Source organism: Lentzea sp. NPDC058450, assembly GCF_042721395.1.
Lineage (GTDB): Bacteria > Actinomycetota > Actinomycetes > Mycobacteriales > Pseudonocardiaceae > Lentzea.
Window position 1 is genome coordinate 1 of sequence record NZ_JBHXLO010000037.1, and the last position, 21,946, is coordinate 21,946.

Sequence of the window (21,946 nt, forward strand, 5' to 3'; positions counted from 1 at the left end):
CTCACGCTGCCCAACCGACAACGAACTACCCGAATACACAACACTCCCCGGACGAAGGAACTGGAACCCAGTCCAACTTCCGGGGAGCAGTTCACTTCGAGGGGACGCCTGCGTCAGCATGCGTCCCTGTTTCCGAACTTGAGAGGGCGCAATGCGACTGCGGCCCTTGACTGCCTACCAACTAGAAGGTAGAAATCTCCCCGTGGCGACGACAGTGGATCGGATCCTGGACAGCGCGCAGGCGCTCGTGCAGGTCCGGGGGTACAACGGCTTCTCCTACGCCGACATCAGTGCCGAGCTGTCCATCACGAAGCCGAGCATCCACCACCACTTCCCGACCAAGGCCGCACTGGCCGAGGCGCTGATCGTGCGCTACCGGGAACGGTTCGCCGTGGCGCGCAAGGAAGTCGACGACGACGCGGCGGGCGCACGGGAACGCCTGGTGGGGTATGCCGGGCTGTACGCCGAGACCTTCGCCCAAGGCGGCCGCATCTGCCTCTGCGGTGTCTTCGCCGTGGACGCGGAGAGCCTGCCCGTTCCGGTGAGGCAGGCGACGGACGCGTTCTTCGCCGACCAACGGCAGTGGGTGGCCGGTGTGCTGGCCGAGGCGGGCATGCCCGCCACCCGGACCGGCGCGGCGGCGGAGGCCTATCTGGCCTCCCTGGAGGGCGCGCTGCTGCTGGCCCGCGCCCACGGTCAGCCGGGTGACGCCGGCGGCCAGGACCGGGACGTGGTCCGGTCGGTGGCGGCGACGCTGGTCGACGCCCTGATCTGAAATCGCACCACCTGAAGCAGCCGCTCGGTGAACGACGCGGCGTGCCTTCGCACGACCAAGCAACCTTCCAACTAGTAGGTAGATCGATGAGGAGAACCATCGTGGGACAGGACTTCACCGGCCGCAAGCTCGTCGTGGTCGGCGGCAGCAGCGGCATGGGCCGTCAGATCGCCGCGGACGTCGTCAGCGGCGGCGGCAGCGCGGTCGTCCTCGGCTCCCGTGCCGAGCGGGTCGAGAAGACCGTGGCCGACCTGGCCGGCCGCGGGCAGGCGTGGGGCATCACCGCCGACCTGCGCGACCCCGCCGAGGTGACCAGGGTGCGCGAGGAACTGGCCGGCCGGCACGCCGACGCGACGTTGCTGGTCAACGCGGCCGGGGTGTTCAAGCCCCTGCCGTTCCTCGACCACACGGCCGCTGACTACGACGCCTACGCGGACCTGACCAAGGCGACCTTCCTGATCACCCAGACCGTGGCGCGGGGCATGGTGGACAGCGGTTCCGGCGGCGCCATCGTCACCATCGGCAGCATGTGGGCGAAGCAGGCCGTCGCCGCGACCCCGTCGTCGGCGTACTCGATGGCGAAGGCAGGACTGCACGCCCTGACCCAGCACCTCGCCCTGGAGCTGGCCGCTCACAAGATCCGGGTCAACGCCATCTCCCCGGCCGTGGTGGCGACGCCCATCTACGAGGGCTTCATCCCCCCGGCTGAAGTCGACGCGGTGCTGGCGGGCTTCAACAGCTTCCACCCGGTCGGCCGGATCGGCACCGTCGAGGACGTCTCGGCCGCCGCCACCTTCCTGCTCTCCGACCAGGCGGGCTGGGTCACCGGCGCGATCTGGGACGTCGACGGCGGCGTCATGGCGGGCCGGAACCAGTAGCCGCCTGAGCGGAAAGGAGGTCCTGCACGGGTTCGGCACCCGTGCAGGACCTCCTTTCCGCGACCCGTCAGGGCTTGACCTGCTCCAGGCGGCAGCGGAACGGGCGCAGGATCGCCGGGATCTCGGTGAGCCGGTAGCCCGGCACCTTCTCCGGGTCCTTCGCGATGCCCGCCAGCGTCTCGGCCACGTACTCCAGGTGGCTGCGGGTGTACACGCGGCGCGGGATCGCGAGGCGCACCAGTTCGAACGGCGCGGGCGTGACCAGGTCGCCGGCCGCGTCGATCTCGCCGAGGTAGAGCGAACCCACTTCGGCACAACGGATTCCGCCCGCGAGGTACAGCTCGGACGCCAGCGCGTGACCGGTGAAGCGGCTCGGCGGGATGTGGGGGAGCAGCCGCGCCGCGTTGAGGTAGACGCCGTGCACGCCCGTGGGCGTGACACTGTCCACTCCGGCCTCACGCGCGCAGTCGGCGAGGTACTTGGTGGCCTCGGCCCGCTCGCGCAGGTACAACGGGTCGGTGACCTCCATGAGCCCCTGCGCGCACATGTCGAGGTCGCGGCCGGAGAGCCCGCCGTAGGTGAGGAAGCCCTCGGTGGCGATGAGCAGGAGTTCGCACTGCTTGGCCAGTTCGGTGTCCTGGAGGGCGAGCAACCCTCCGATGTGGACGATGCCGTCCTTCTTGAGGCTGAGCACGCAGCCGTCGGCCAGGCGGAACGCGAGCTTCGCCACCTCGCGCGGGGAGAAGCCGTGGAAGCGCTCTTCCCGTTGCGTGACGAGCCAGGCGTTCTCGGCGAAGCGGGCCGCGTCCAGGAAGAACGGGACGTTGTGCTTGCGGCACAACGCACTCACGGCTTCGAGGTTCGCCATGGAGACCGGCTGGCCGCCGCCGCCGTTGTTGGTGATCGTCATGACGACCACGCCGACGTCCTCGGGGCCGTCGAGCAACGCGGCCAGGGCGTCGAGGTCGATGTTGCCCTTGAACGGCGCGTCGCTGTCGAGGTCGGCGGCCTCGGGGCACGGCAGGTCGCGCGCGATGCCGCCGGACAGCTCGACGTTGGCGCGGGTCATGTCGAAGTGCGTGTTGCTGACCGAGATCTGTCCCGGTTTCAGCAACGCGCCGAAGAGGATCCGTTCAGCCGCACGGCCCTGGTGCACCGGGAAGATGTGCTGGTATGCGGTCAGGTCCTCGGCCACCTCGCGGAACCGGAACCAGGACCGGGAACCCGCGTAGGTCTCGTCGCCGCGCATGCCGGCCGCCATCTGCTCCGCGGACAGGGCACCGGTGCCGGAATCGCTCAGCAGGTCGATCGTGACGTCTTCCGCCGTGAGGTTGAACTGGTTGTACCCGGCCTCGGCGTAGCGTCGTTCCCGGTATTCGCGAGTGGTGATCGGAATGGGTTCGACGACCTTGATTCGGTATGGCTCCACGGCGGCGGCCTTTCTGAGGTGGTGCGGCTAAACGAGCAGTGCTCGACTGCGGGGTGGCGTGACGTCGTACGCCTCCGAGGACAGGTAGACGGAGACCCCGGGCTTGGGTTTGCCCAGGCGCAGCGAGACGTGGGCGATGAGCCCGGCGCCGTCGCCCAGCGGGCGCCGCACGATGCTCGCCAGCGCCATCACGAACGGCGTGGTGTCGAGACCGCAGCGGGCCATGATCGCGAGCACCCGTTCGCAGGCCTCCAGGTCGTCCTGGACGTAGTCCCGCACCGGGATGTAGAGGGAGTAGCCGCTCGGCCGGTCCGTGTCGCCGGAGAGGAACGTGTAGCTCGACATCAGCGGCCGGCCGGTGAACGGGCCGGTGCCGCCGCAGGCGAGCGCGCAGACGTCCGCCAGGAGGCCGGGATCGACGTCGGGGACGGCCGCCGCCGCGCCCACCACGTCCGCGACCACCGCGTCGTCGTGCGACACGTAGGTCTTCACGCGCGCCCGGTCCTCGTCCATGAGGTCGAGCGCGAAGAACGAGAACCGGTCCAGGCCGGCGCGCCGCAGCCCGTGCTCGGTGATCGCGGGCAACGCCGAGCGCAGGCCCAGCCGCGAGAGCGCTTCCGCGACCAGGCCGGCCGCGTTGTCCCGTCCCTGCACGTCGGGGTTGAGGTAGACCTTGACCGACGGCGGCCCGGCCGGCCCGACGATCAGCGCGTACCAGAACGCGAACGCGCCCTGCGGGTCGTCCGGCAGGAACAGGTCGCGGACGGCGTCGAGCCTGTCCCGGCGCAGCCCGTGCTTGCGCGTGAGCTTGTCGAGCACCTTGAGCGCCGCGCCGACGTTCGCCCGCCTGCCCGGCTTCTTGGCGATCGACTCCACGATCATCCGCACCGTGGGCCGTTCGTTTCGGGCCAAAGCCACCGAGAATTCGACCGGCGTGTGGTCGTCCGCCACCAATGAGGGCCAATGGGGAACCGAAGAGAGAGGCAGCCGAGAACCGGGGCCTAATGCCTCACCCAGCAGTTTTGCCGCCGTATTGGTCGAGTCGGCTAAACCGACGGCGCGCAGGAGGTCGCGTAGTTGTCCAATGGCGAAATCGTGCAGCGAAACGGCTGGCGCGCTCAAGATGGGGCACTCCTGATCGGCCGGGAATCAGTCTGTTCGCAATCCCTGACGGGGTGGAATTGCGAACTGAATTCTCTCAACCCACCACATGCCCTGGTCAAGAGCCAAGGGGGTTGTGTGCGACACTCTGCGCTGTGATGAAGATTGCACCACTCGGTCTATTGACTTGAGCGTTTGCGAGTGGCGTCTCGCGCAATTGCGTCTGCCTGCAAGGGTGTGCTATGCGTGCAAAGCACGGGCATCGCAAAGTAAGGTTTGTGCTAAACGCCTGCCGCGTGGTAATGCGACCGCAACACGCCCGTTTGTCCCGGTACAAAAGAAAACGGGGGCGTCCGCAACCGCGGACACCCCCATTCGGGCGTGTTTCGAAACTTCTCAGTTGTGCGTCTTCGCGCACTTCGCTTTACCGGGACAACTCCGGATCATCCGCACGGAGGGCGCCGCGGTGATGGTGTCCGGAGGGGACACCGCGCCGTCCGGCCACTGCACGGAGATCGCGATCGACGACGAGTTGTTGTCGTAGTTCTTCTCCAGCAAAGCGCGGTCGGAGTTCACGACGTTCACGACGTCGTAGATCCCGGACTCCACCCGGCTGAGGTCGAGCCACTGGAAGTCGACGTCGTGCTTGTAGTCGTCACCAGATCCGACCGAGATCCCGAACATGACGTCCAGAGCGGACGTGTCGTGGTGCCCGCACATGTGCCCGTCCAGCCGCTGCGCGAGCCTCCCCTCGGGAGTGTCCGGATCGACCGGCCGGTGTGCGAGGTCGTCCGACACCCCGTAGCGGTCGCCGATGCAGAACCCGTTCTTGCGGTCGGTCACGACCACGCCGCCGTCGGGGGTGCGCAGCTGGAAGTACTCGAAGTTGAGCAGGTGCCAGTGCGTGTGCGTGGGCGCCGGCTCGTAGTAGGCGCTGGACCTCGTCTCGCGCCGGGCCTCGGTGAACGACCCGGCGAGGGAACGGTCCACGCCGGACTGAACGGCCTGGCGGACGCGCATCGTCGGCGTCGCGGTGCTGTCGCGGTGCGCGTGCAGGAGCAACGGGCCGTCGCCGACGTTGTCGATCGAGGTGGTGAACCGGAGCCGCACCGCCTGCGCGGTGCCGCCGCGGTACATGCACTGGCCCCGGGGTGACGAGGCGTCCTCGACGAGGCAGACGTCCCAGGCGCGGCACGCCAGCGGGGAGCCGTCCCACCCGCCGGGGCAGCCGATCGGCGCCTGGCGGAGGTCGGGCAGCAGCGGCGCCGGATCGGCCTGCACGTGCTGCGAGGAGACGAGGTTGACCGCGGTGATCGTCAGTGCTGCGATCACCGCGCCGATTCTGCTGACCATGCGGTGTTCTCCTGGATCGGGGTGCTCCTGGCGATGCGCAGGAGCGTGTCCGTCACGGAGTTGGACAGCTCGACGCTCGAGTTCCAGCTCGTGACGTTGGGGTAGACGTGGGCCGTGGTGGCGAGCAGCAGGCGCGTGCCGGCGACCTCGACGGCGGGCCGCTTCTCCAGGTACCCCAACGGGTAGACCGGCTCGACGAACGGCGCCTTGAACACCCGCACCTCGTCGACGTCGGCGGCCGTCAGTCCCTTGTGGACGCTCAGCAGCTGCTCGGTCCACCGGCGGGCGATGCTGTCCGAGTCCTCGCGGTACAGCGCCGAGTCACGGCCCGTGTAGTGCATGACGTACACGAGGTGCCGGTCGCCGTAGCGTTCCGACCCCGTCAGCGGCGTCATCTCGATCACGCCGTCGAAGTCGGTGCCGGACCGGATCACCGGCGCCCAGTAGTGCCCGGACAACGGCTTGCGCAGGAAGAAGAGCGTGTTGACGACACCCTGGTACGGCAGCTGGACCTCGGGCAGCGCCGGCGCCAGGCCGACGTCCGCGATCGCCCGCAACGCCGGCAGCGGCACGGTCGACACCGCGTGGTCCGCCTCGATCGTCTCGCCGTCCGCGAGCGTCACGACCACCCGGTGCTCGTCGGCCTCGAGCCGGCCGACGGGGGCGTTGACGCGAACCTCGCCGCCGTGCGCCTCGATGGACGCCCTCAGCGCGTCGATGACGCTCTGGTAGCCCCCGGCGGGGTACCCGCGCACCGACTCGTTGCTCTCGCGGCCCAGGCGCTGCCACACGTACAGCGCGGGCACGTCCCCGAACGCGGAGCCGAACTTGGCGCCGAACATCGGGGCCAGCAGCAGGTCCCAGATCTTGTCGCCGTACAGACCGCGCAGCCAGTCCTCGGTGCGCAGCCGGTCGAGGTCCTTGCCCTGGCCCAACCGCCGCAGCAGCAACGAGACCACGCCGAACCGGATCCGGTTCACGAAGCTCAGCGGCCGGAACCGCAGCAGGTCGAGCGCGGAGTTGAACGAGCGGTGCTCGCCGCCGACGATCATGCCCATCGAGGTGGGTTTCCAGCCGACGCTCTCGCGCAGGCCCACCTCGTCCAGCAACGCGAGCAACGCCGCGTCCGTCGGCATCACGCAGTGGTAGAAGCGTTCCACCGACCGGCCCCGCGACTCGAAGAACGTGCCGAGCCCGCCGAGCTGGTCGCTGGCTTCGAGCAGCGTCACGGCCAGGCCCTCGCGGGCGAGGCGGTGCGCGGTGGCGAGGCCGCAGATGCCCCCGCCGATGACGACAACGCGTTGGGGCATCAGAGCTTCCGGAACGGAACGGGCGCGAGACGGTCACGCGTGAGCAGGAGCAGGTACTGCTTGAGCGTGCGGCCGAGCCGGAGCTTGCTGGCGCCGGGCTTGCGGTCGTAGCGCAGGTGCAGCGGGATCTCGCTGACGATCGGGCCGCAGTGCCGCAGCTTCAGCAGGAGCTCGACCATGCAGGCGAACCCGCGTTCCTCGACCAGCCGCTCGCCGTAGTGCGCGGTGGCGCGGCTGAGCAGGCTCACCCGGTACGCGCGGAACCCGCTGGTGAAGTCGCGCACGCCGTCGAAGTGCAGGACCTTGCCGAACACGACGCGGGCGCCGCGGGAGAGCAGCCTGCGCCACTGCGGCGCCGTCGAGTCGTCGCCGCCGGAGACGAACCGCGAGCAGATCACCACGTCCGCGCCGGCCTTGATCTCGGCCAGCATCGCGGGGAAGACACCGGGGTCGTGCGTGTCGTCGGCGTCCATGACGATCAGCACGTCGTCCGGCTCGGCCTCGGCGAGCACCGCCCGCAGACCGGACTGGACGGCCTGGCCCAGGCCGAGGTTGACCGGGTGGCTCACCAGCCGCGCGTCGACGCCGCGGGCCTGCCCGACGCAGTCGCCGGTGCCGTCGGACGAGCCGTCGTCGACCACCCACACCGTGATCCGGTCGGAGAGGTCGGAGCCGGCGATGCGCTGGAGCAGCGACGGCAGCGCGGCCGCCTCGTTGTAGGCCGGGAGGACGACGTGGACGTCGCCGCACGTGCGGATCGGCTTCTGCACGATCGCGACCTGGTCCCCGGCCGAATGCCGGATCCCGTGTTCGTCGACTCTCACTCAATGCCCCCTCTTCGGTGGCTAGTGGTTGGTGGCGTGAATTATTGACACGGCGTGCTAAAGCTTTGAGGCGGGCCCTGGGTGAGTTCAGGGCAGGAACACCGTCGAAACCTCACCGACCGCGAACACATGTGCCACTGAAGAGGGAAATTTGATACCCGAAGAGATGATTCCTCACCGTTCATTCACTCTTTCGTGCGCACTTGCGACCAAAACTCCTTCGATCGGATGATCTTCAATGAGGCGATTCTCGGCGGTTGCCGTTCCAGCAGACCCGCTCGTCGAGCACGAGGCTGATCTCCGGCGCCCCGCGCAGCGGCCCCTCAAGCCGTCCTCGGTGGGCCGGGACCTGCTCAGCCGGGTGAACGCGGTGGCGGTCCTGCTCGCCCTCGCGGACGGCCTGGCGCTCGGCGTGCTGTGCGTGCGGCACGACCTCGGCTGGGCCTGGAGCGGCGCGGTCGTGGCCGCGGTGCTCACGATCAGGGGAGCCTGGCGGCTCTACCGGCGCAGGCTGTGGCTGTCCTGGCTGCAGGACCTGCCCCGGTCCGCGGCGAGCACGGCGCTGGCGTTCGCGCTGCTGTCCGGACTGGGCCTGATCAGCGGTTCCGACGCGACGCGGCTCGCCGAGGTGCAGTGGGCGATGATCGAGTTCGCGCTGGTCATCGAGCCGGTGCGGTGGTGCGTGTTCGCGTTCGGCCGGTGGTGCCGCCGCCGCTTCGACCGCTGCGACCGGACGATCATCGTCGGCGCCGGCGAGGTCGGCGTGAACCTCGCGAAGACCATGCTGGAGCACCCCCAGTTCGGGTTGCGGCCGGTCGCGTTCGCCGACTCCGGCCCTGATCCGGACCGTCGCCCGCCGCTGCTGGAGGTGGTCGACGGCGACCTCGCCGACGCGATCGTGCGGCTCAAGGCGGGCACCGTCGTGCTGGCGTTCTCGCACACCAAGGACTCGCCGCTGGTCGAGGCCGCGATCACCGCGCACCGGCTCGGCTGCTCGACGCTGGTCGTGCCGCGGATGTACGAGCTCCACCCGGACGGCCCCGGCATCGAACGGCTGCGCAGCTACCCGCTGATGCGCCTCGGCACCGCCCCGACCAGCAGGCCCACCTGGTGGATCAAGCGCGCCGCCGACCTGCTGCTGGCCGCCGTCGCGCTGGTCGTGCTGGCTCCCGTGATCGGGTTGTGCACGCTCGCGGTGCTGATCGAGAGCGGCCGCCCGTTGTTCTTCCGGCAGGTCCGCGTCGGCATGGACGACCGCACGTTCACGCTCTACAAGATCCGCAGCGTCCGGCAGACCGGGGAGGACGACTCGCAGGTCACGTGGTCCGTCGTCGGGGACACGCGGGTCGGCCCGGTCGGCCGGTTCCTGCGCCGCACGTCGCTGGACGAGCTGCCCCAGCTGTGGAACGTCCTGCGGGGCGACATGTGCGTCGTCGGGCCACGCCCGGAGCGTCCCGGTTTCGTTCGCGAGTTTTCCGCTATTCACGAGCTATATTGGGCGCGCCATCGCGTCCCGACCGGCTTGACTGGACTTGCCCAGGTGCACGGTCTGCGAGGCGACACTTCCATCGCAGACAGGTCTCGTTACGACAACTACTACATCGCGAATTGGTCGTTGTGGTTGGACCTGCGGATTCTACTCATGACGGCGGGTGAGTTGTGTTGCCGGAGAAATCGCTGATTCGTCGATTCGCCGCTGTCGCTCTTGTACTTCTTTCGAGTGCATGTGCGGTCAGCGCCGCCGAGTCGGACCCGATCATCACGGGTCCGGTGCCGAGGGCGCTGGCGCCCTGCGCCTGGTGGTACGCGATCGGTGACTCGCCCAACTCGTGGGAGATCCGCGCCGCCGCGAAGCACTACGACGTCGTGGTGCTCAACGCGTGGGAGACGGCGGCCATGCGCAAGCTCCACGAGCTGAACCCCAAGGTCAAGGTCCTGGTCTACAAGGACTTCTCCAGCACCCGCAACTACTACGGCGCGGTCGAGGGGGACCGGGACGCGAAGTACCTGCCGACCGGCGTCGGGTACTACGCGGCCGAGCAGACCCAGCCGTCGTGGTTCGCGATCAACCAGCTGGGGCAGCGCATCGAGTGGGACGGCTACCCGAAGCACTGGCAGATGACGGTGTGGGACCCGGCCTACCAGAAGGCCTGGTCGGAGGCCGTCGTCGGCGAGGTGCTGCGCGAGGGCTGGGACGGCGTGCTGGCGGACAACGACTTCAGCTCGCTGCGGTACTACTCGCCCGGGGTGATCGCGGGGACCGCCGACCCCGCGGGCACGGACCGGCTGCTGCGCGACGGCCTCGACGGCATGCTCCAGCTCACCGGGGACGCCCTGGAGAGGTCCGGGAAGATGCTGGTCCCCAACGTGTCGGAGTCGCAGCTGACGCCCGGTCGCTGGTCGGCGCACTCCCGGTACGCGGGCGCGATGGAGGAGAACTTCGGCCTGCAGGGCGACGACGGCACCGGCGAGCTGATCACGTTCCAGGGCAACCAGTTCAAGGAGCAACGCGCGCAGGCCGCGCTGGGTGAGTCCTGGCTGCTGCTCATCACGCACACCAAGTCGGACAAGGAGGAACGCGTCGGGTACGCCTCGGCCGCGCTCCTCGCGAGCCCCCACACGTGCTGGACGCGCGCGCAGCCCGACTACAAGAACCCCTACTGGTCGATCTACCAGGACGCGCGGCTCGGCGAGGCGGTCGAGACGGCCAACCGCCTGCCGAGCGGGGTGTGGAACCGGCGCTACACCAACGGGTGGGTGGCCGTGAACCCGACGAAGACCTCGGTGCTGCTGACGCCTCCGGCGGGCCTCGTGACGTTGCGCGGCGAGCAGGTGCCCGCGCAGCTGGACCTGCCGGCGGCCGACGCCGTGGTGCTGGTCAACGGCCCGAAGCGGTGAGCTTGCGGTAGAGGTCGAGGTGGCGGCGCGCGCAGACCTCCGGCGTGAACCGCTCCCGCGCCCTGGTGGCGAGGCGCTGCCCGGTGGTCGCGGGGTCGGGGTCGGCGAAGAGCGTGCGGAGCTTCGCGGCCAGCGCTCCGACGTCACCCGGCCTGGGGCAGTCCTCGCCGGGGATGCCCAGCATGTCCGCGACGCCACCGGTGTCCGTGGCGAGCACGGGCTTGCCGGCCGCCATCGCCTCGGCCACGACCAGCGGCTGCTGTTCCATCGTGGACGGCAGGACGAGCGCGTCGTGGTCCAGCAGCAGTTCGGGGACGTCGCTGCGGAAGCCGAGGAACTCGACCCTGCCCGCGAGACCGCGCCGGGTGACCCGGCCCTCCGCCTGCATCCTTTGTGGACCGTCGCCGACGACCGTGAGCGTGGCGTCCTCGGGCATCGTGGTCTCGAGGGCGTCCAGCAGGTCGAGCAACCCCTTGCGCTCCACCAGGAGGCCGACGAAGACCAGCTTGCGGACGGGCTTCGCGGGCGGGTTCGCGGCGCCGACCTCGACGCAGTTGTCGATGTGGGTCATGCGGTGCGGCGGTACGTAGAGGCGTTCGCGCAGGAACCGGCCCATCTCCCTGGCGGGTACGACGGTCCGGTGCACGACGCGGGCGACGGCGGCGTCGGCGGCCAGCACGGCCCTGGTGTAGGGCGGGGGAGGGGTGGCGCCGCGGACGTTGCGGAACCACGGCTCCGCCACGTCGTCCGGCACGCCGTGGTAGGTGTGCACGATCTTCGTGCTGGTGGACAGCGCCGCGCTGACGAGGCCCGATCGGCGGTCCTGGGCGTGTACGACGTCCGGCCGCCACGCCTTGATCGCGGCGCGCGCCTGCCGTGCCGCGGCCATGTCGCCCTTGCGCAGCACCAGGGTCTCTTCGAAGAACGGGTCGATCAGCTCGGCGCCGCGCCTCGGTCGCGGGCCGAACACGCGCACCTCGGCGTCACCCGACTTGGCGAGTGCGGCGGCCAGGCGCACCGTCACGTCCACCGGGCCCCCGCTGTCCTGTGTCAGCAGGTAGGCGATCCGTGTCATCGTGGTCCTCTCTCGGCGACCAGCTTCTCGGTGAGCGTCACGATCCGGCTGGTCATGTGGTCTTTGTCGAACAGGGTCTCGGCGCGGATCCGGCCGCGTTTTCCTTCGGTGGCGGCGAGTTCCGGGTCTTTCAGCCGCTGCGCAATCGCTTGCGCGAGCGCTCGGGTGTCTTGTTCCGGCACGACCTCGCCCGCGTCGCCGAGGCTCTGGCGGACGCCTTCGACGTCGAACGCGACGACGGACCGTCCGCACGCCATGGCCTCCAGCGGCACCAGGGCCATGCCTTCGGCGCGCGACGGCAGGACCACGACGTCGGCGTTGGCGTAGTGGGTCGCGACGTCGCTGCTGTGGCCGTGCCAGTGGGTGTTGCGGGGTCTCGTCGCCTTGAGCTGCGCCGCCATCGGGCCGTCGCCGACGAGGACGAGCTCGGCGTCGGGGACTTCGGTGAGCACCCAGGGCCAGGCTGCGAGCAGGAGGTCCTGGCCCTTCTGGTGGGCGAGCCTGCCGACGCACACCGCCGTCGGGGTGTCGTGCGGTTTGGGCCGGGGCTGGAGCCGGGTCGTGTCGACGCCGTTGCAGATGACCTCGGCCGGGGCGGTGATTCCCGCTTCGCGGCCTGCCGCGAGCTCGTCGTCGCTGACGCAGACCAGCACGGTGGTCCAGCCCGACGCCCTGGCCTCCCAGACCCTGCTGGCCCTGCTGAGCAGGCCGGTGGCGACGCGGAACGACCACAGGTGGGGCTGGAAGATCGTCGGCGTGCGGCCGCGCAGGACCAGCCTGGCGAGGCCCGCCTTCGAGCTGTGCAGGTGGACGACGTCGTGGCCCTTGAGGATCTTGCGGAGTTGACGGAGTTCTCGTGCGGTGTTCGGACCCGGGGTGCGGGTCGCGTGCCAGGGGTGCAGCGGGATGCCGGCTTTCCTCGCCTGGGCCGGCAGCCAGCCGGTGGGCGGGCAGGCGATGCTGACGTCCCAGCCGCGGTGTCGCTGGGCGGTGGCGAGGTCGAGGACGACGGCGGCGACTCCGGCCTCGACCGGCTGCGTCACGTGGACGATCTTCACGCGCGCTCCTTCAGTCCGATGAGGACGGTGCGGTTCAGGGGGAGGGTGATCGCGCAGTAGGTGCCGAGCAGCAGCAGGGCCGTGGCGATCAGACCGGGGAGGGTGGTGCTGTCCGGGAGGACGGCGTCGACGGCCGCGCAAGCGATTGCGGCTCCGGCGACGGTGGTGAGTGCCCTGAGCGGGAGGGGGAACGCGAGGCCGTTGCGCTTCAGGACCAGCCAGGTGAGCGGTACCAGAAGCCACACCACGGCGAGCTGGGTGATCGCGACGGCCGCGGGGCCGCGTTCGGTGGTGAAGGCCAGCGCGGTCAGCAGGGCGACGAGGTGGGTGGCTTCGAGGGCGAGGTACTGACGGGCGTGCCCGGCGGCCCTGATCACCTGGTAGCTGACGTGCAGAAGGCCTAGGCCGAGGCCGTAGCCGCACAGCAGGACCAGGAGCCCGGCCGCGTCCCGCCACTGGTCGCCGAGGATCACGATCCCGTGCGCGGACAGGGCGACCGTGACGTAGAGCCCGCCGGTGACGACCAGGGTCGCGATGGTGAAGCGGCGCAGGGTGTCCGGGAGCTGGTCGCTCTGTCCATTCCGGACCAGCTCGGCGCAGATCGGGAACAGCACGCCGCCCAGCACGACCGCGATCATGATGTAGGGGACCCAGGCGATGCGGAACGCGAGCGAGTAGCCGCCGACCGCCTCCGGGCCGAGGACGTGGCCGAGTGCGAGGTAGTCGACGTTGATCAGCATGACGGCGATGAGCGCGCCCGGCCCGACCACCGCCAGCCACTTCGCCGCTTCCTTGGCCGCTTCCTCATCCCAGGTGGGGCGGATGCGGGCGCCCGCGACGGCGGCGAGAACGGGCTGGGCGACCGCGGTGCAGAGCAGGCCGATCACCAGCGCCGTGGGGCCGTTGCCCTGCGCGGCCAGGGTCACGGTCACTGCCGCGCCGATGAGCATGCCGCCGGCGTCGGGGAGCATGCGGCGGCGGAAGTCGAGGTCGCGGTGCATCAACGCCATCTGCACGCCGCCCGCCGCCGTGAACGGCAGGGTGAGCGCGGCGAGCCGCAGCATCCCGGCGGCGTCCGGTGCACCCAGTGCTCTTGCGATGGGGTCGGCGGTGATCGCGATGGTAGCGGCCAGGACGGTGCCGGCCGCGACGCTCATCGTGAGGACCGTCCCCGCTGTGCGGAGAGGGTCACGGGCGGTGCGGCTGACGATGTCGTAGACGCCCATCGCCTGGATCACCTGGCCGATGTTGACGACCGACACCACCAGTGCCACCGCGCCGAGGTCCTTCTCGGTGAGGAACAGGGCGAGCGCGAGGGTCACCACGATCTGGCTGCTCTTGCTCACCAGGTTGACCGCGAAGAGCCACAGCGACCCCCGCACCGCCACGTCCGTCATGCCGCGCGCCGCACGTGCCGCGTCGCGAACACCACGAGCACGACCCAGGCCGCCACCACCGCGAGCCCGTCCAGCGTCACGTCGGCGCGTGCCCCGAGCGTGCCCTTGATGGCGGTGTTCACGAAGTAGAGGTGAGCGAACGGAACGGCGAGCAACACCGTCGCGATCCCGGCCCACCGCCAGTGAGCGTCGTTGCGCCGTTTCCAGGCGAGGACCGCCAGCGCGGTCATCGCCGGCACCGCGATCAGCACGTCGCCCGGCTGGTGCACCAGCGCCACGACGATGCCGAGGCAGATGAGCAGGTCCGCGACGGGTTCCCCGTTCTCGGTGCGGTCGAGCCTGCGAGCGAGGAGTGCGGTGGTGGTGAGGACTGCCAGAAGGGCGACTAGCTCGGCGGCCGGCGGCAGCCACCCGGTCGTGCGGAAGAAGACGGCCGGCAGGTCGATCCGTTGTGCCGTCATGGAGTCGACCGCGCCATACCCGGTGTGACTGGCCCACGCGAGGTTGCGGTCGACGACGTCGAGGAACGCCCCGATCCCGCCGCCCCGCACGACGAGCAACGCCGCCACGGGCACGCTGGCGAGCGCCGCGATCCCGGTGCCCAGCAACGCGACCTTCCGGTCGCCCCGGACGAACAGCAGCAGTGCCAGCGGAAGCCCGAACTGCGGCTTCAGCCACGCCAGCGCCAGGGCCGCCGAGGCCCACGCCGGACTCTTGGTGCGCAACAGCAACGCCCCGGCCGCACCCACCGCGATCAGCGGGTTGACCTGCCCGACGTACATCTGCGCCTTGCCGACCTGGCTCGTCACCAGCAGCGTGCCGATCACCACCGTGCCCGCGACCATCGGCAGCTTCGCCCGGCCCGCGGCCATGACCGCGAGCCCGACGAGGAGGACGAGGCACGCCAGTGCGAACGCCACCGCCCCGACCCGGTACTCGGGCAGCGCGAACGGCAGGTGCAGCACCAGGTGGTACGGCTGGTAGAGGTTGAAGTTCTGCCGCACCGGCCAGTGGTCGAACATCACGGCGGGGTCGTACGGGTTGCCGCCGTTCAGGAACTCCCGGACGGGGAAGTACAGCGCGTCCCGGAAGTCCTGCATGCGTTCTTCGGGCAGGTTCGCCTCGGTGGGCAGCGGCACCTCCCACGAGGGCTTGAGCGCCCGGACCGCGCTGAGCACCCCGGCCACGGCGACGAGGGCGACGCCGATGGTCCTGGCGAGGCCGGCCCGGTTGGTCGTGGTGATCACTCCGGCACCACCGCCACGACGATCGACGTGGCCGCGAGGGCGACGACGGCCGCGAGCGCGGCCAGGGCGGTGAGGGCGGCGAGCGCGGTGGCGGCGACGGGCCAGCGGACGGGGGTGGCCGCGAGGGGGGAGTAGTCGGCCATGCTGATCACGCCGGTCACGGGGCTGAGGTGATCGGGCTCGGCGTCCGCGGGTGGGGTCTTGGCGGGCTTGTCGGCTGCGGGCCGGGCCTCGGCGGACGTGCTGGCTGCTCGGTGAGTCTCGCCGGGCGTGCCAGCTGTGGGCCGAGCGAGGGTGGGTGCACCGGTTGCCGCTCGGGCTTCGCTGGGGGTTCCAGCTGCCGGCCGGATCTTGGCGGACGTGCTGGCTGCTCGGGCCTCGGCAGACGTACCGGCTGCCGGCCGAGCGTTGACGGGTGCGCTGGCTGGCGGTCGGGCTTGGTCCGGCGTGCCGGCTGCCGGCCGAGCCTGCTCCGGGATGCCCACCTGCCCGGCCTTGGTCGTGGGCGTCATGCCAGCACCACCGCGACCAGCACCGCCGAGGCCGGCAGCACCGCGAGTGCCGGGGCCAGGTCGTCGCGCCTCTCGCGGGAGGTCACCGCGATGACGGCCGTCCCCTCCGCCGGCTCGGAAGCCTTGTCCGGCAACGACAACGCGAGCTTCTCCGCGCGTTCTCGCAGTTCCGGACTCGCCGCGAGCACCTTCACCGGACGTGCGGCCGCCACGCACAACGCCGTCAGCCGTCCGACAAGCGCGGGGTCGTCGTCGTTCGCCACCACCACGGGGTGCGTGATGCCGGCGGTGGCGAGCGAGGCGCGCACCGGGTTCGAACGCAGGCGCCGCAACGCGAAGACCGCCACACCGGCGATGGCCGCCGCCACCAGCGCGAGGCCGGTCGCGAGGCGCAGGTCCGGTGACACCTGGCTCGTCTCGGGCCTGGGGTCGAGCAGGCGGAACTTCGCCGCCGGGGCCAGCAGGTCCGCGTCGATCACGGCCTGCGCCACCGCCGTGACGGCCTTGCCGGCGTGGTCGGCGGAGTCGGCGCGCACCGAGATGCGGGCGACGCCCGAGGCGGGCACCAGTTCGACGGCGATGGCGTCGGCCAGCTGTGAAGGTGTGGTCTCGGCTGCCTTGGCCGCCGCGTCCAGCACCGAAGGGCTGCGCACCAGCTGCACCACGGCGGGTGCGGCCAGCGACGTCACCTCGCCGAACTGGGCGCTGTCCGGCGTCGGGGTGGCGAGCAGCGTCAGCCGCCCTTCCGTGACGCCGTCGCGCATCGCCACGGCCGCCAGCACGGCCGCGCCGACCAGCACGGCGGCGACCAGGCCTTCCACCAGAGCTCTGGGAGCCTTCATCGTCCCTCCAGGACGGTACGGAGAAGTTCGTCGTAGGACTTCATCAAGGTGTGCGCGTCGGCCGACCCGTCGTGCGACGCGGCCACCGAACGAGCGGCGGGCGAGAAGAGCAAGCCGCGCAGGGCTTTCGCGGTCTGCGCCGGGCTCCGGCGGGGCACCAGCACCCCGCCGCCCCCGGCCAGCACCTCCCGCACTCCGTCCACATCGGACGCGACCACGGGTCGGTTCGCCGCCAGCGACTCGAGCAGTGCGATCGGCATGCCCTCCCAGTCGCTGGTGAGCACGGTGACGTCGGCCGCCTCCAGCAGGTCGCGCACGTCGGTGCGCGTCCCCAGGAACCGCACGCGGGCGGGAGCGGCGGCCTCCAGCGAGGCCCGCAGGCTCCCGTCCCCGGCCAGCCACAGCTCGGCCTCGCCGGGAATCTGGGCCCAGGCCTCCAGCAACACGTCGTGCCTCTTCTGCGGCTCCAGCCGCGCGGGGCACAACGCCACCGGGACGTTCACGCCGGTGCCGAGCCGTGCCCGCACCGTCGCCCGGTCGGCGGACGGCACGGTGGGGAACACGGCGTTGGGGATGACGGTCACGCTCCTCAACCCGGCGTCGGTGAGCTTCCGCGCGGCGGCGTCCGCCACCGTCACCACCACCGACGACACCCGGTCGAGCACCTTCGCGGCCGACCCGACCTCGGCCTCGGCCACCCCGTGGAAGACCGTGACGACCTTCCGCCGGGGCGAGGCCAACCGGGCGACCAGCGAAGCGGAAACGTTGTGCGCCACCAGAACATCGGGCCGGAACCGCCGCACCGCCACCCGCACGGCCCGAGCCGCCTTCAGCACCCCGACCGGCGACCGCCGGGCCACCGGTACGTCGAACACGGGAAGCCCGGCGGCCCGCAGCGCCTCGACCCGGAACCCGCCGCCGCAGGCGACCGCCGACTCCCAGCCGACGTCACCGCCGGCCGAGGCCATGCCGGCCACGAGCGCCTCGGCGCCGCCCGCGCCCATCTCGCTGATCACGTGGAGGACGCGCATCGGCTCTCCTTGAGGGAACGCTGTTCGAGGGCCACCGCGATCGCGACGAGCGACCACAACGGCAGGTAGTACTGCTCGGACAGGAAGATCGAGGCGACCAGCACGGCGAGGAGAGCGGCCTGCACCGCCACGGCCTCGCGCCGAAGCCCTCGCCGCCAGGCCCGTTCCGACGCCACGAACCCCACCGCGATCAGACCGACCAGCAGCAGGAAGCCCGGGATCCCCAGCTCTGCCGCCACTTCCAGGAACAGGTTGTGCGCCACCGGCGTCTGCTCGTCGATCTCCGCGTTGTGCCCGGCCGCCGCGTACTCCTGCCGGAACCCGCCCGGCCCCACCCCGAGCACCGGGTTGTCGGCGAGCATCCGCGAGGCCGCCTGCCACCGCAGCATCCTGGTGTCGGCGTTGGTCCCCGCGATGTGGCTCTTCTCCTGGAACGCCCGGGACAGCTCGGCCTGCGCGGTGGACGCGAACACCAGCGCCGCCACCCCCGTGACGGCCGCCGTCACCACCACCGCGCGCACCGGCAGCCCGCGCCGCGCGATCAGCCACACCAGCGCGCACCCCAGCGCGATCCCGCCGCCGCGCGAGAACGTCGCCGCAGCGCCCGCCACCAGCACGGCGCCCAGCACCAGCAGCACGACCCGGGACCGGCCCCGCGCGGGCAGCGCCACCAGCAACGGCAACGCGGCCACCAGGAAGAACGCCAGGTCGTTCGGGTCCTCCAGCGGCCCGGTGGCGCGCAACGAGCCGCTCACCACGCTGTACAACCCGCCCGCGGCGGCCACGACGGCCCCCGCCACCGCGCCCGCCAGCAGCAACCGGACCGGCACCGCCCGCGAGGCCACGTCGGCCAGCACCACCGTGATCACCAGGAACGGCACCCACCGCACGAGGTACTCGAGCGTGAACGGCTCGGCGACGTGCACGGCGGACGTCGCCAGCAGCACCACCGCCAGCAACGCGATCAGCAGGTGCAGCGGGTGCGGGGAGGGCAGGCGGCGTTCGCGCGCCAGCGACACCAGCCACACGCCGATCAGCAGTGCGGGCACGACCTTCGCCGACTGCCCGTGCACCTGCAGCAGGTACCCCTCCAGCGGGGCCAGCGCCACGGTCCCGCAGGCGAGGACGCGCAGCAGGAGGGTCAGCATGCGACCGGATCCCGTTCGCGCAGACGGGCGAGCCGGGCGACGTGCGCGCCGGTCCCGACGACGTCGAAGTGCTTGCGCAGCACCGACAACACCCACCCGAGCAGCGCGACCTTCTCCGCGCCGGGCACCGCCATGCCGGGGAAGAACTCCATCCCGGGCGCCTCGGCGGCGGACAGCACGTCGGTCGGATGCAGCAGCAACGACGGGGAGACCTTGCGCAGCAAGCACAAGCGCATGGCCGAGGAGAAGTACGCGCGAGCGAGCCGGGGCGAGACCTGGTGCAGCTGGAGCAGGTACGCGCCGTGGATCGGCACGCGCAGCAAGGGCATCGTCGTCACCGGCAGCTCGACCACGCCGCCCCGCCACCGGAACGCCGTGTTGGGGGAGCGGACCTTGCCGAACCCGCCGAACAGGTCCTCACCGCCGTCCGTCGAGCCGGCCGTCCGGTTGTGGTACGCCCGCGCCAGCGGCCCGATCCACGTCGGCAGCACGCTCGCGTCGTACTGATATCCCCGTCGCCGCAACACGTCCAGCAGCGCGGGCGTGACGCTGTAGCCGGGACCGCGGAACCCCACGGGCTGAGGAGCGCCGGCCGCCATGATCGCCTCCTCGGCGCGCATGACCTCCTTCTCGACCTCCTCGTCGGAGAAGCGGTGCAGCCACGGCTGGTGCCAGAACGAGTGGTTCGCGATCTCGTGCCCGGCGGCGACCAGCGACGACACGGCGGCAGCGCCGTCGTCCCGTTCGGCATCCGCGCCGACCACGAAAACCGTTGTGGTCAACCGCTGTTCGCCGAGCACGTCCAGCAGGCGGGGTACGGCGGAGGTGAGAAAACTCGGGCGGCTCTCCCAGGCGGGATCGCCGTGCGTGCGCAGGTACGCCCACAGGTTGTCGAGATCGAGCGAGACGCTCGCGACCGGCTTCACCGCTCACCGACCGAGACCAGCGAAGGAGCCTGGGCGGACGACTTCCCCAGCACCAGCACGCCCGACACCACCAGCAGCACGCCGAGCACGACCCACCACTCGCGGCCGGGCGTGATCTGGTCGCCCATCAGGGCAAGTCCGGCGACGGAGCCGATCACCACCGTCGTCGCGTCCATCGACGCCACCGCGGAGGTGGCCGAACCACGCTGCAACGCCGTCGCCAGGCACGCCTGCCCGACGAACGCCCCGGCCACCATCACCCACGTCAACGGGTGCAGCAGCAGGTCGAACAACGGCTTGCCGGCGACGGTGCGCGCGGCCACCGCCACCACGGCGAACGCGACACCGGCGAGCACCGGCGTCAGCGCCTTGAACGTCCGCGCCAACGGCAGCACCGCCGCGGTCAGCAGCCCCAGCACCACGAGCGCGGGCACCAGCGGCAGCTCACGGGCGGTCGACGGCGCCGCCGCCCCCGTCAGCAACAGCAGGCCGCACGCCATCACCACCAGCACCGCGATCTCGACCCGCCGGATCCGCCAGCCGAGCAGCAGCACGCCGATCACCGTCGCCAGGCCGACCGCGCTCGACGACCCCGCCTGCACCAGGTACAGCGGCAGGTCCGCGCGGGCCAGGAACGCGAACAGGAAACCGCCGACCTGACCGGTGAAACCCAGCAGGTACAGGCGATCCGTGGCGAGGCGGGCGAGCAGGCCCACCCCGGCGCCGGGACGTTCGTCGGCCCTGCGCGCGGCGACGGTCTGCGCGACTATCCCCAGGCCGTACAGGACGGTGGACACGGCGAGGGCCAGATGACCGGACATGGGGCCGGACAGTACGACACGCTTGGGGCGCAACACTTTCGAGCGATATCCCAGGCAACTCTTTCGAGTGAACGTGGGCGGGATTTGCCCGGTTTGGCCAAGATCGATGAAGTACTTTGCCGCCGTGCGGGAAACGAACACCGTGACGATCGTCTGCGGCACAAGACCGGAACTGATCAAACTCGCGCCGCTCGTCGAACACTTCGGCAGCGCGTGCACCATGATCTACACCGGCCAGCACTACGACCGCTCGATGTACTCGCTCATCCGCCGCGATGTGCCGGAACCGGGCGGCTTCCACGAACTGCGGCTCGGCGGCCTGCGCCGGGGCGACCAGCTCGGCCGCGCGGTCTCCGCCGTGGACGAGGTGCTCGCCGCCGAACGCCCGGCGGCCGTCATCGTGCAGGGCGACACGACGTCCGCGCTCGCGGGAGCGCTGGCGGCCAACGCCTGCGACGTGCCGCTCGTGCACGTGGAGGCGGGCCTGCGCAGCTACGACCGCGCGATGCCCGAGGAGCACAACCGCGTCCTCATCGACCACCTCTCCGACCTCTGCTGCGCGCCGACGTCGTTGAACCGCGCCAACCTCCTCTCCGAAGGCGTCGCCGACAGCCGCATCGCGGTCACCGGCAACACCGTCGTCGAGGCGCTCGCCCACGCGCTCCCGGAGCAGGACGAGCAGGACGCCGTCCTGGGCGACCTGGGCCTGAAGCACGACGGGTACGTGCTCGCCACGATCCACCGCCCGGAGAACGTGGACGACGCCGCCAACCTGGAGATCGTCCTGCGCGAGCTCGGCGGGCTGCCGCTGCCGGTAGTGCTGCCGCTGCACCCCCGCACCGCGCAGCGCGTCACGGCGTTCGGCCTGGAGGGGCTGCTGCACGGCCTCCAGGTGATCGACCCCCAGCCGTACCGCGCGTTCCTGGCCCTCGCGCACGCCTCTGCCGTGATCGTGTCCGACTCGGGCGGCATCCAGGAGGAGGTCAGCGTCCTGAAGCGGCCGGTCGTGGTCGTGCGGCGGAGCACCGAACGCCCGGAGATCGAGGGCACGTTCGGCACCCTCGTCCCGCCCGGCCCGCTGGTCGGCGCCTCGGTCCTGGCGTGGCTGGACGACGTGGAGGGGCACCGCGCGGCGTTGCGCGAGATCCCGTCCCCGTACGGCACGGGATCGCCCTCGGAGCTGATCGCTGCCGCCGTCCGCCGCATGCTCGGCTAGTGGTGTGGGGCGGGTTGGCCGCGGGCGCCCAACCCTATGGGGGGGGGGGGGGGGGGCCCCCCCCCCGCCGGGCCCCCCCCGCGGGGGGGGGGGGGGACAGCGTGA

At 71.1% G+C, this 21,946-nt stretch carries 20 protein-coding genes; 5 read left to right on the forward strand and 15 right to left on the reverse strand.

Annotation, left to right across the window (positions count from 1 at the left end; all coding sequences use genetic code 11):
• Nucleotides 1-202 precede the first annotated feature (202 nt).
• Nucleotides 203-775: a TetR/AcrR family transcriptional regulator gene (locus tag ACFWNN_RS38420; RefSeq protein ID WP_382444885.1), complete on the forward strand. Its 573-nt coding sequence runs from the start codon at nucleotides 203-205 to the stop codon at nucleotides 773-775.
• 86 nt (nucleotides 776-861) lie between these two features.
• Complete coding sequence (locus tag ACFWNN_RS38425) at nucleotides 862-1,653, forward strand: SDR family NAD(P)-dependent oxidoreductase (RefSeq protein WP_382444886.1); 792 nt, start codon at nucleotides 862-864, stop codon at nucleotides 1,651-1,653.
• 67 nt (nucleotides 1,654-1,720) lie between these two features.
• Here the strand turns inward: ACFWNN_RS38425 and ACFWNN_RS38430 are convergent, their stop codons facing one another.
• The 5 genes from ACFWNN_RS38430 to ACFWNN_RS38450 form a co-directional block, all read right to left on the reverse strand.
• On the reverse strand, nucleotides 1,721-3,082 hold the full coding sequence (locus ACFWNN_RS38430; protein ID WP_382444887.1) for a tryptophanase: 1,362 nt from the start codon (nucleotides 3,080-3,082) through the stop codon (nucleotides 1,721-1,723).
• Nucleotides 3,083-3,109: 27 nt separating this feature from the next.
• Entirely contained in the window at nucleotides 3,110-4,204 is a 1,095-nt protein-coding gene (locus ACFWNN_RS38435) for a tryptophan dimethylallyltransferase family protein (RefSeq protein WP_382444888.1), read from the reverse strand.
• A gap of 375 nt (nucleotides 4,205-4,579) precedes the next feature.
• Complete coding sequence (locus ACFWNN_RS38440; RefSeq protein ID WP_382444889.1) at nucleotides 4,580-5,536, reverse strand: lysyl oxidase family protein; 957 nt, start codon at nucleotides 5,534-5,536, stop codon at nucleotides 4,580-4,582.
• A complete protein-coding gene (locus tag ACFWNN_RS38445; RefSeq protein WP_382444890.1) occupies nucleotides 5,512-6,846 on the reverse strand; it encodes an NAD(P)/FAD-dependent oxidoreductase in 1,335 nt (444 codons plus the stop codon). Before ACFWNN_RS38445 ends, ACFWNN_RS38440 begins: the two co-directional genes overlap by 25 nt.
• Nucleotides 6,846-7,670 carry a glycosyltransferase gene (locus tag ACFWNN_RS38450; protein ID WP_382444891.1) on the reverse strand — a complete coding sequence of 275 codons (825 nt, stop codon included), beginning with the start codon at nucleotides 7,668-7,670 and terminating at the stop codon, nucleotides 6,846-6,848. The genes ACFWNN_RS38445 and ACFWNN_RS38450 overlap by 1 nt, the downstream gene beginning before the upstream one ends.
• A 238-nt stretch (nucleotides 7,671-7,908) precedes the next feature.
• Between ACFWNN_RS38450 and ACFWNN_RS38455 the strand changes: the two genes are divergently transcribed.
• Both ACFWNN_RS38455 and ACFWNN_RS38460 read left to right on the forward strand, forming a co-directional pair.
• Nucleotides 7,909-9,351: a sugar transferase gene (locus ACFWNN_RS38455; protein ID WP_382444892.1), complete on the forward strand. Its 1,443-nt coding sequence runs from the start codon at nucleotides 7,909-7,911 to the stop codon at nucleotides 9,349-9,351.
• An 89-nt stretch (nucleotides 9,352-9,440) separates the two neighbouring features.
• Entirely contained in the window at nucleotides 9,441-10,568 is a 1,128-nt protein-coding gene (locus tag ACFWNN_RS38460) for a putative glycoside hydrolase family 15 protein (RefSeq protein WP_382444893.1), read from the forward strand.
• On the opposite strand, the gene ACFWNN_RS38465 is transcribed toward ACFWNN_RS38460, so the two are convergent.
• The 10 genes from ACFWNN_RS38465 to ACFWNN_RS38510 form a co-directional block, all read right to left on the reverse strand.
• On the reverse strand, nucleotides 10,549-11,643 hold the full coding sequence (locus ACFWNN_RS38465) for a glycosyltransferase family 4 protein (protein WP_382444894.1): 1,095 nt from the start codon (nucleotides 11,641-11,643) through the stop codon (nucleotides 10,549-10,551). The genes ACFWNN_RS38460 and ACFWNN_RS38465 overlap by 20 nt on opposite strands.
• The gene (locus ACFWNN_RS38470; RefSeq protein WP_382444895.1) at nucleotides 11,640-12,701 is read right to left on the reverse strand and encodes a glycosyltransferase; all 1,062 of its coding nucleotides are present in this window, start codon (nucleotides 12,699-12,701) and stop codon (nucleotides 11,640-11,642) included. Before ACFWNN_RS38470 ends, ACFWNN_RS38465 begins: the two co-directional genes overlap by 4 nt.
• Nucleotides 12,698-14,098 (reverse strand): oligosaccharide flippase family protein, encoded by a 1,401-nt coding sequence (locus ACFWNN_RS38475; protein WP_382444896.1) that lies wholly within the window; start codon nucleotides 14,096-14,098, stop codon nucleotides 12,698-12,700. The genes ACFWNN_RS38470 and ACFWNN_RS38475 overlap by 4 nt, the downstream gene beginning before the upstream one ends.
• A complete protein-coding gene (locus ACFWNN_RS38480) occupies nucleotides 14,095-15,345 on the reverse strand; it encodes a glycosyltransferase family 87 protein (RefSeq protein ID WP_382444897.1) in 1,251 nt (416 codons plus the stop codon). Before ACFWNN_RS38480 ends, ACFWNN_RS38475 begins: the two co-directional genes overlap by 4 nt.
• On the reverse strand, nucleotides 15,342-15,506 hold the full coding sequence (locus tag ACFWNN_RS38485) for a hypothetical protein (RefSeq protein WP_382444898.1): 165 nt from the start codon (nucleotides 15,504-15,506) through the stop codon (nucleotides 15,342-15,344). The genes ACFWNN_RS38480 and ACFWNN_RS38485 overlap by 4 nt, the downstream gene beginning before the upstream one ends.
• Before the next feature lie 347 nt (nucleotides 15,507-15,853).
• Nucleotides 15,854-16,699 carry a hypothetical protein gene (locus ACFWNN_RS38490; RefSeq protein ID WP_382444899.1) on the reverse strand — a complete coding sequence of 282 codons (846 nt, stop codon included), beginning with the start codon at nucleotides 16,697-16,699 and terminating at the stop codon, nucleotides 15,854-15,856.
• Entirely contained in the window at nucleotides 16,696-17,730 is a 1,035-nt protein-coding gene (locus ACFWNN_RS38495) for a glycosyltransferase (RefSeq protein WP_382444900.1), read from the reverse strand. Before ACFWNN_RS38495 ends, ACFWNN_RS38490 begins: the two co-directional genes overlap by 4 nt.
• Nucleotides 17,712-18,878 (reverse strand): O-antigen ligase family protein, encoded by a 1,167-nt coding sequence (locus ACFWNN_RS38500; protein ID WP_382444901.1) that lies wholly within the window; start codon nucleotides 18,876-18,878, stop codon nucleotides 17,712-17,714. Before ACFWNN_RS38500 ends, ACFWNN_RS38495 begins: the two co-directional genes overlap by 19 nt.
• Nucleotides 18,872-19,804, reverse strand: coding sequence for a polysaccharide deacetylase family protein (locus ACFWNN_RS38505; protein ID WP_382444902.1), 933 nt, complete (start codon nucleotides 19,802-19,804; stop codon nucleotides 18,872-18,874). The genes ACFWNN_RS38500 and ACFWNN_RS38505 overlap by 7 nt, the downstream gene beginning before the upstream one ends.
• Entirely contained in the window at nucleotides 19,801-20,625 is an 825-nt protein-coding gene (locus ACFWNN_RS38510) for a hypothetical protein (RefSeq protein WP_382444903.1), read from the reverse strand. Before ACFWNN_RS38510 ends, ACFWNN_RS38505 begins: the two co-directional genes overlap by 4 nt.
• A 124-nt stretch (nucleotides 20,626-20,749) precedes the next feature.
• Between ACFWNN_RS38510 and wecB the strand changes: the two genes are divergently transcribed.
• A complete protein-coding gene (gene wecB / locus ACFWNN_RS38515; protein WP_382444904.1) occupies nucleotides 20,750-21,841 on the forward strand; it encodes a non-hydrolyzing UDP-N-acetylglucosamine 2-epimerase in 1,092 nt (363 codons plus the stop codon).
• Nucleotides 21,842-21,946 lie beyond the last annotated feature (105 nt).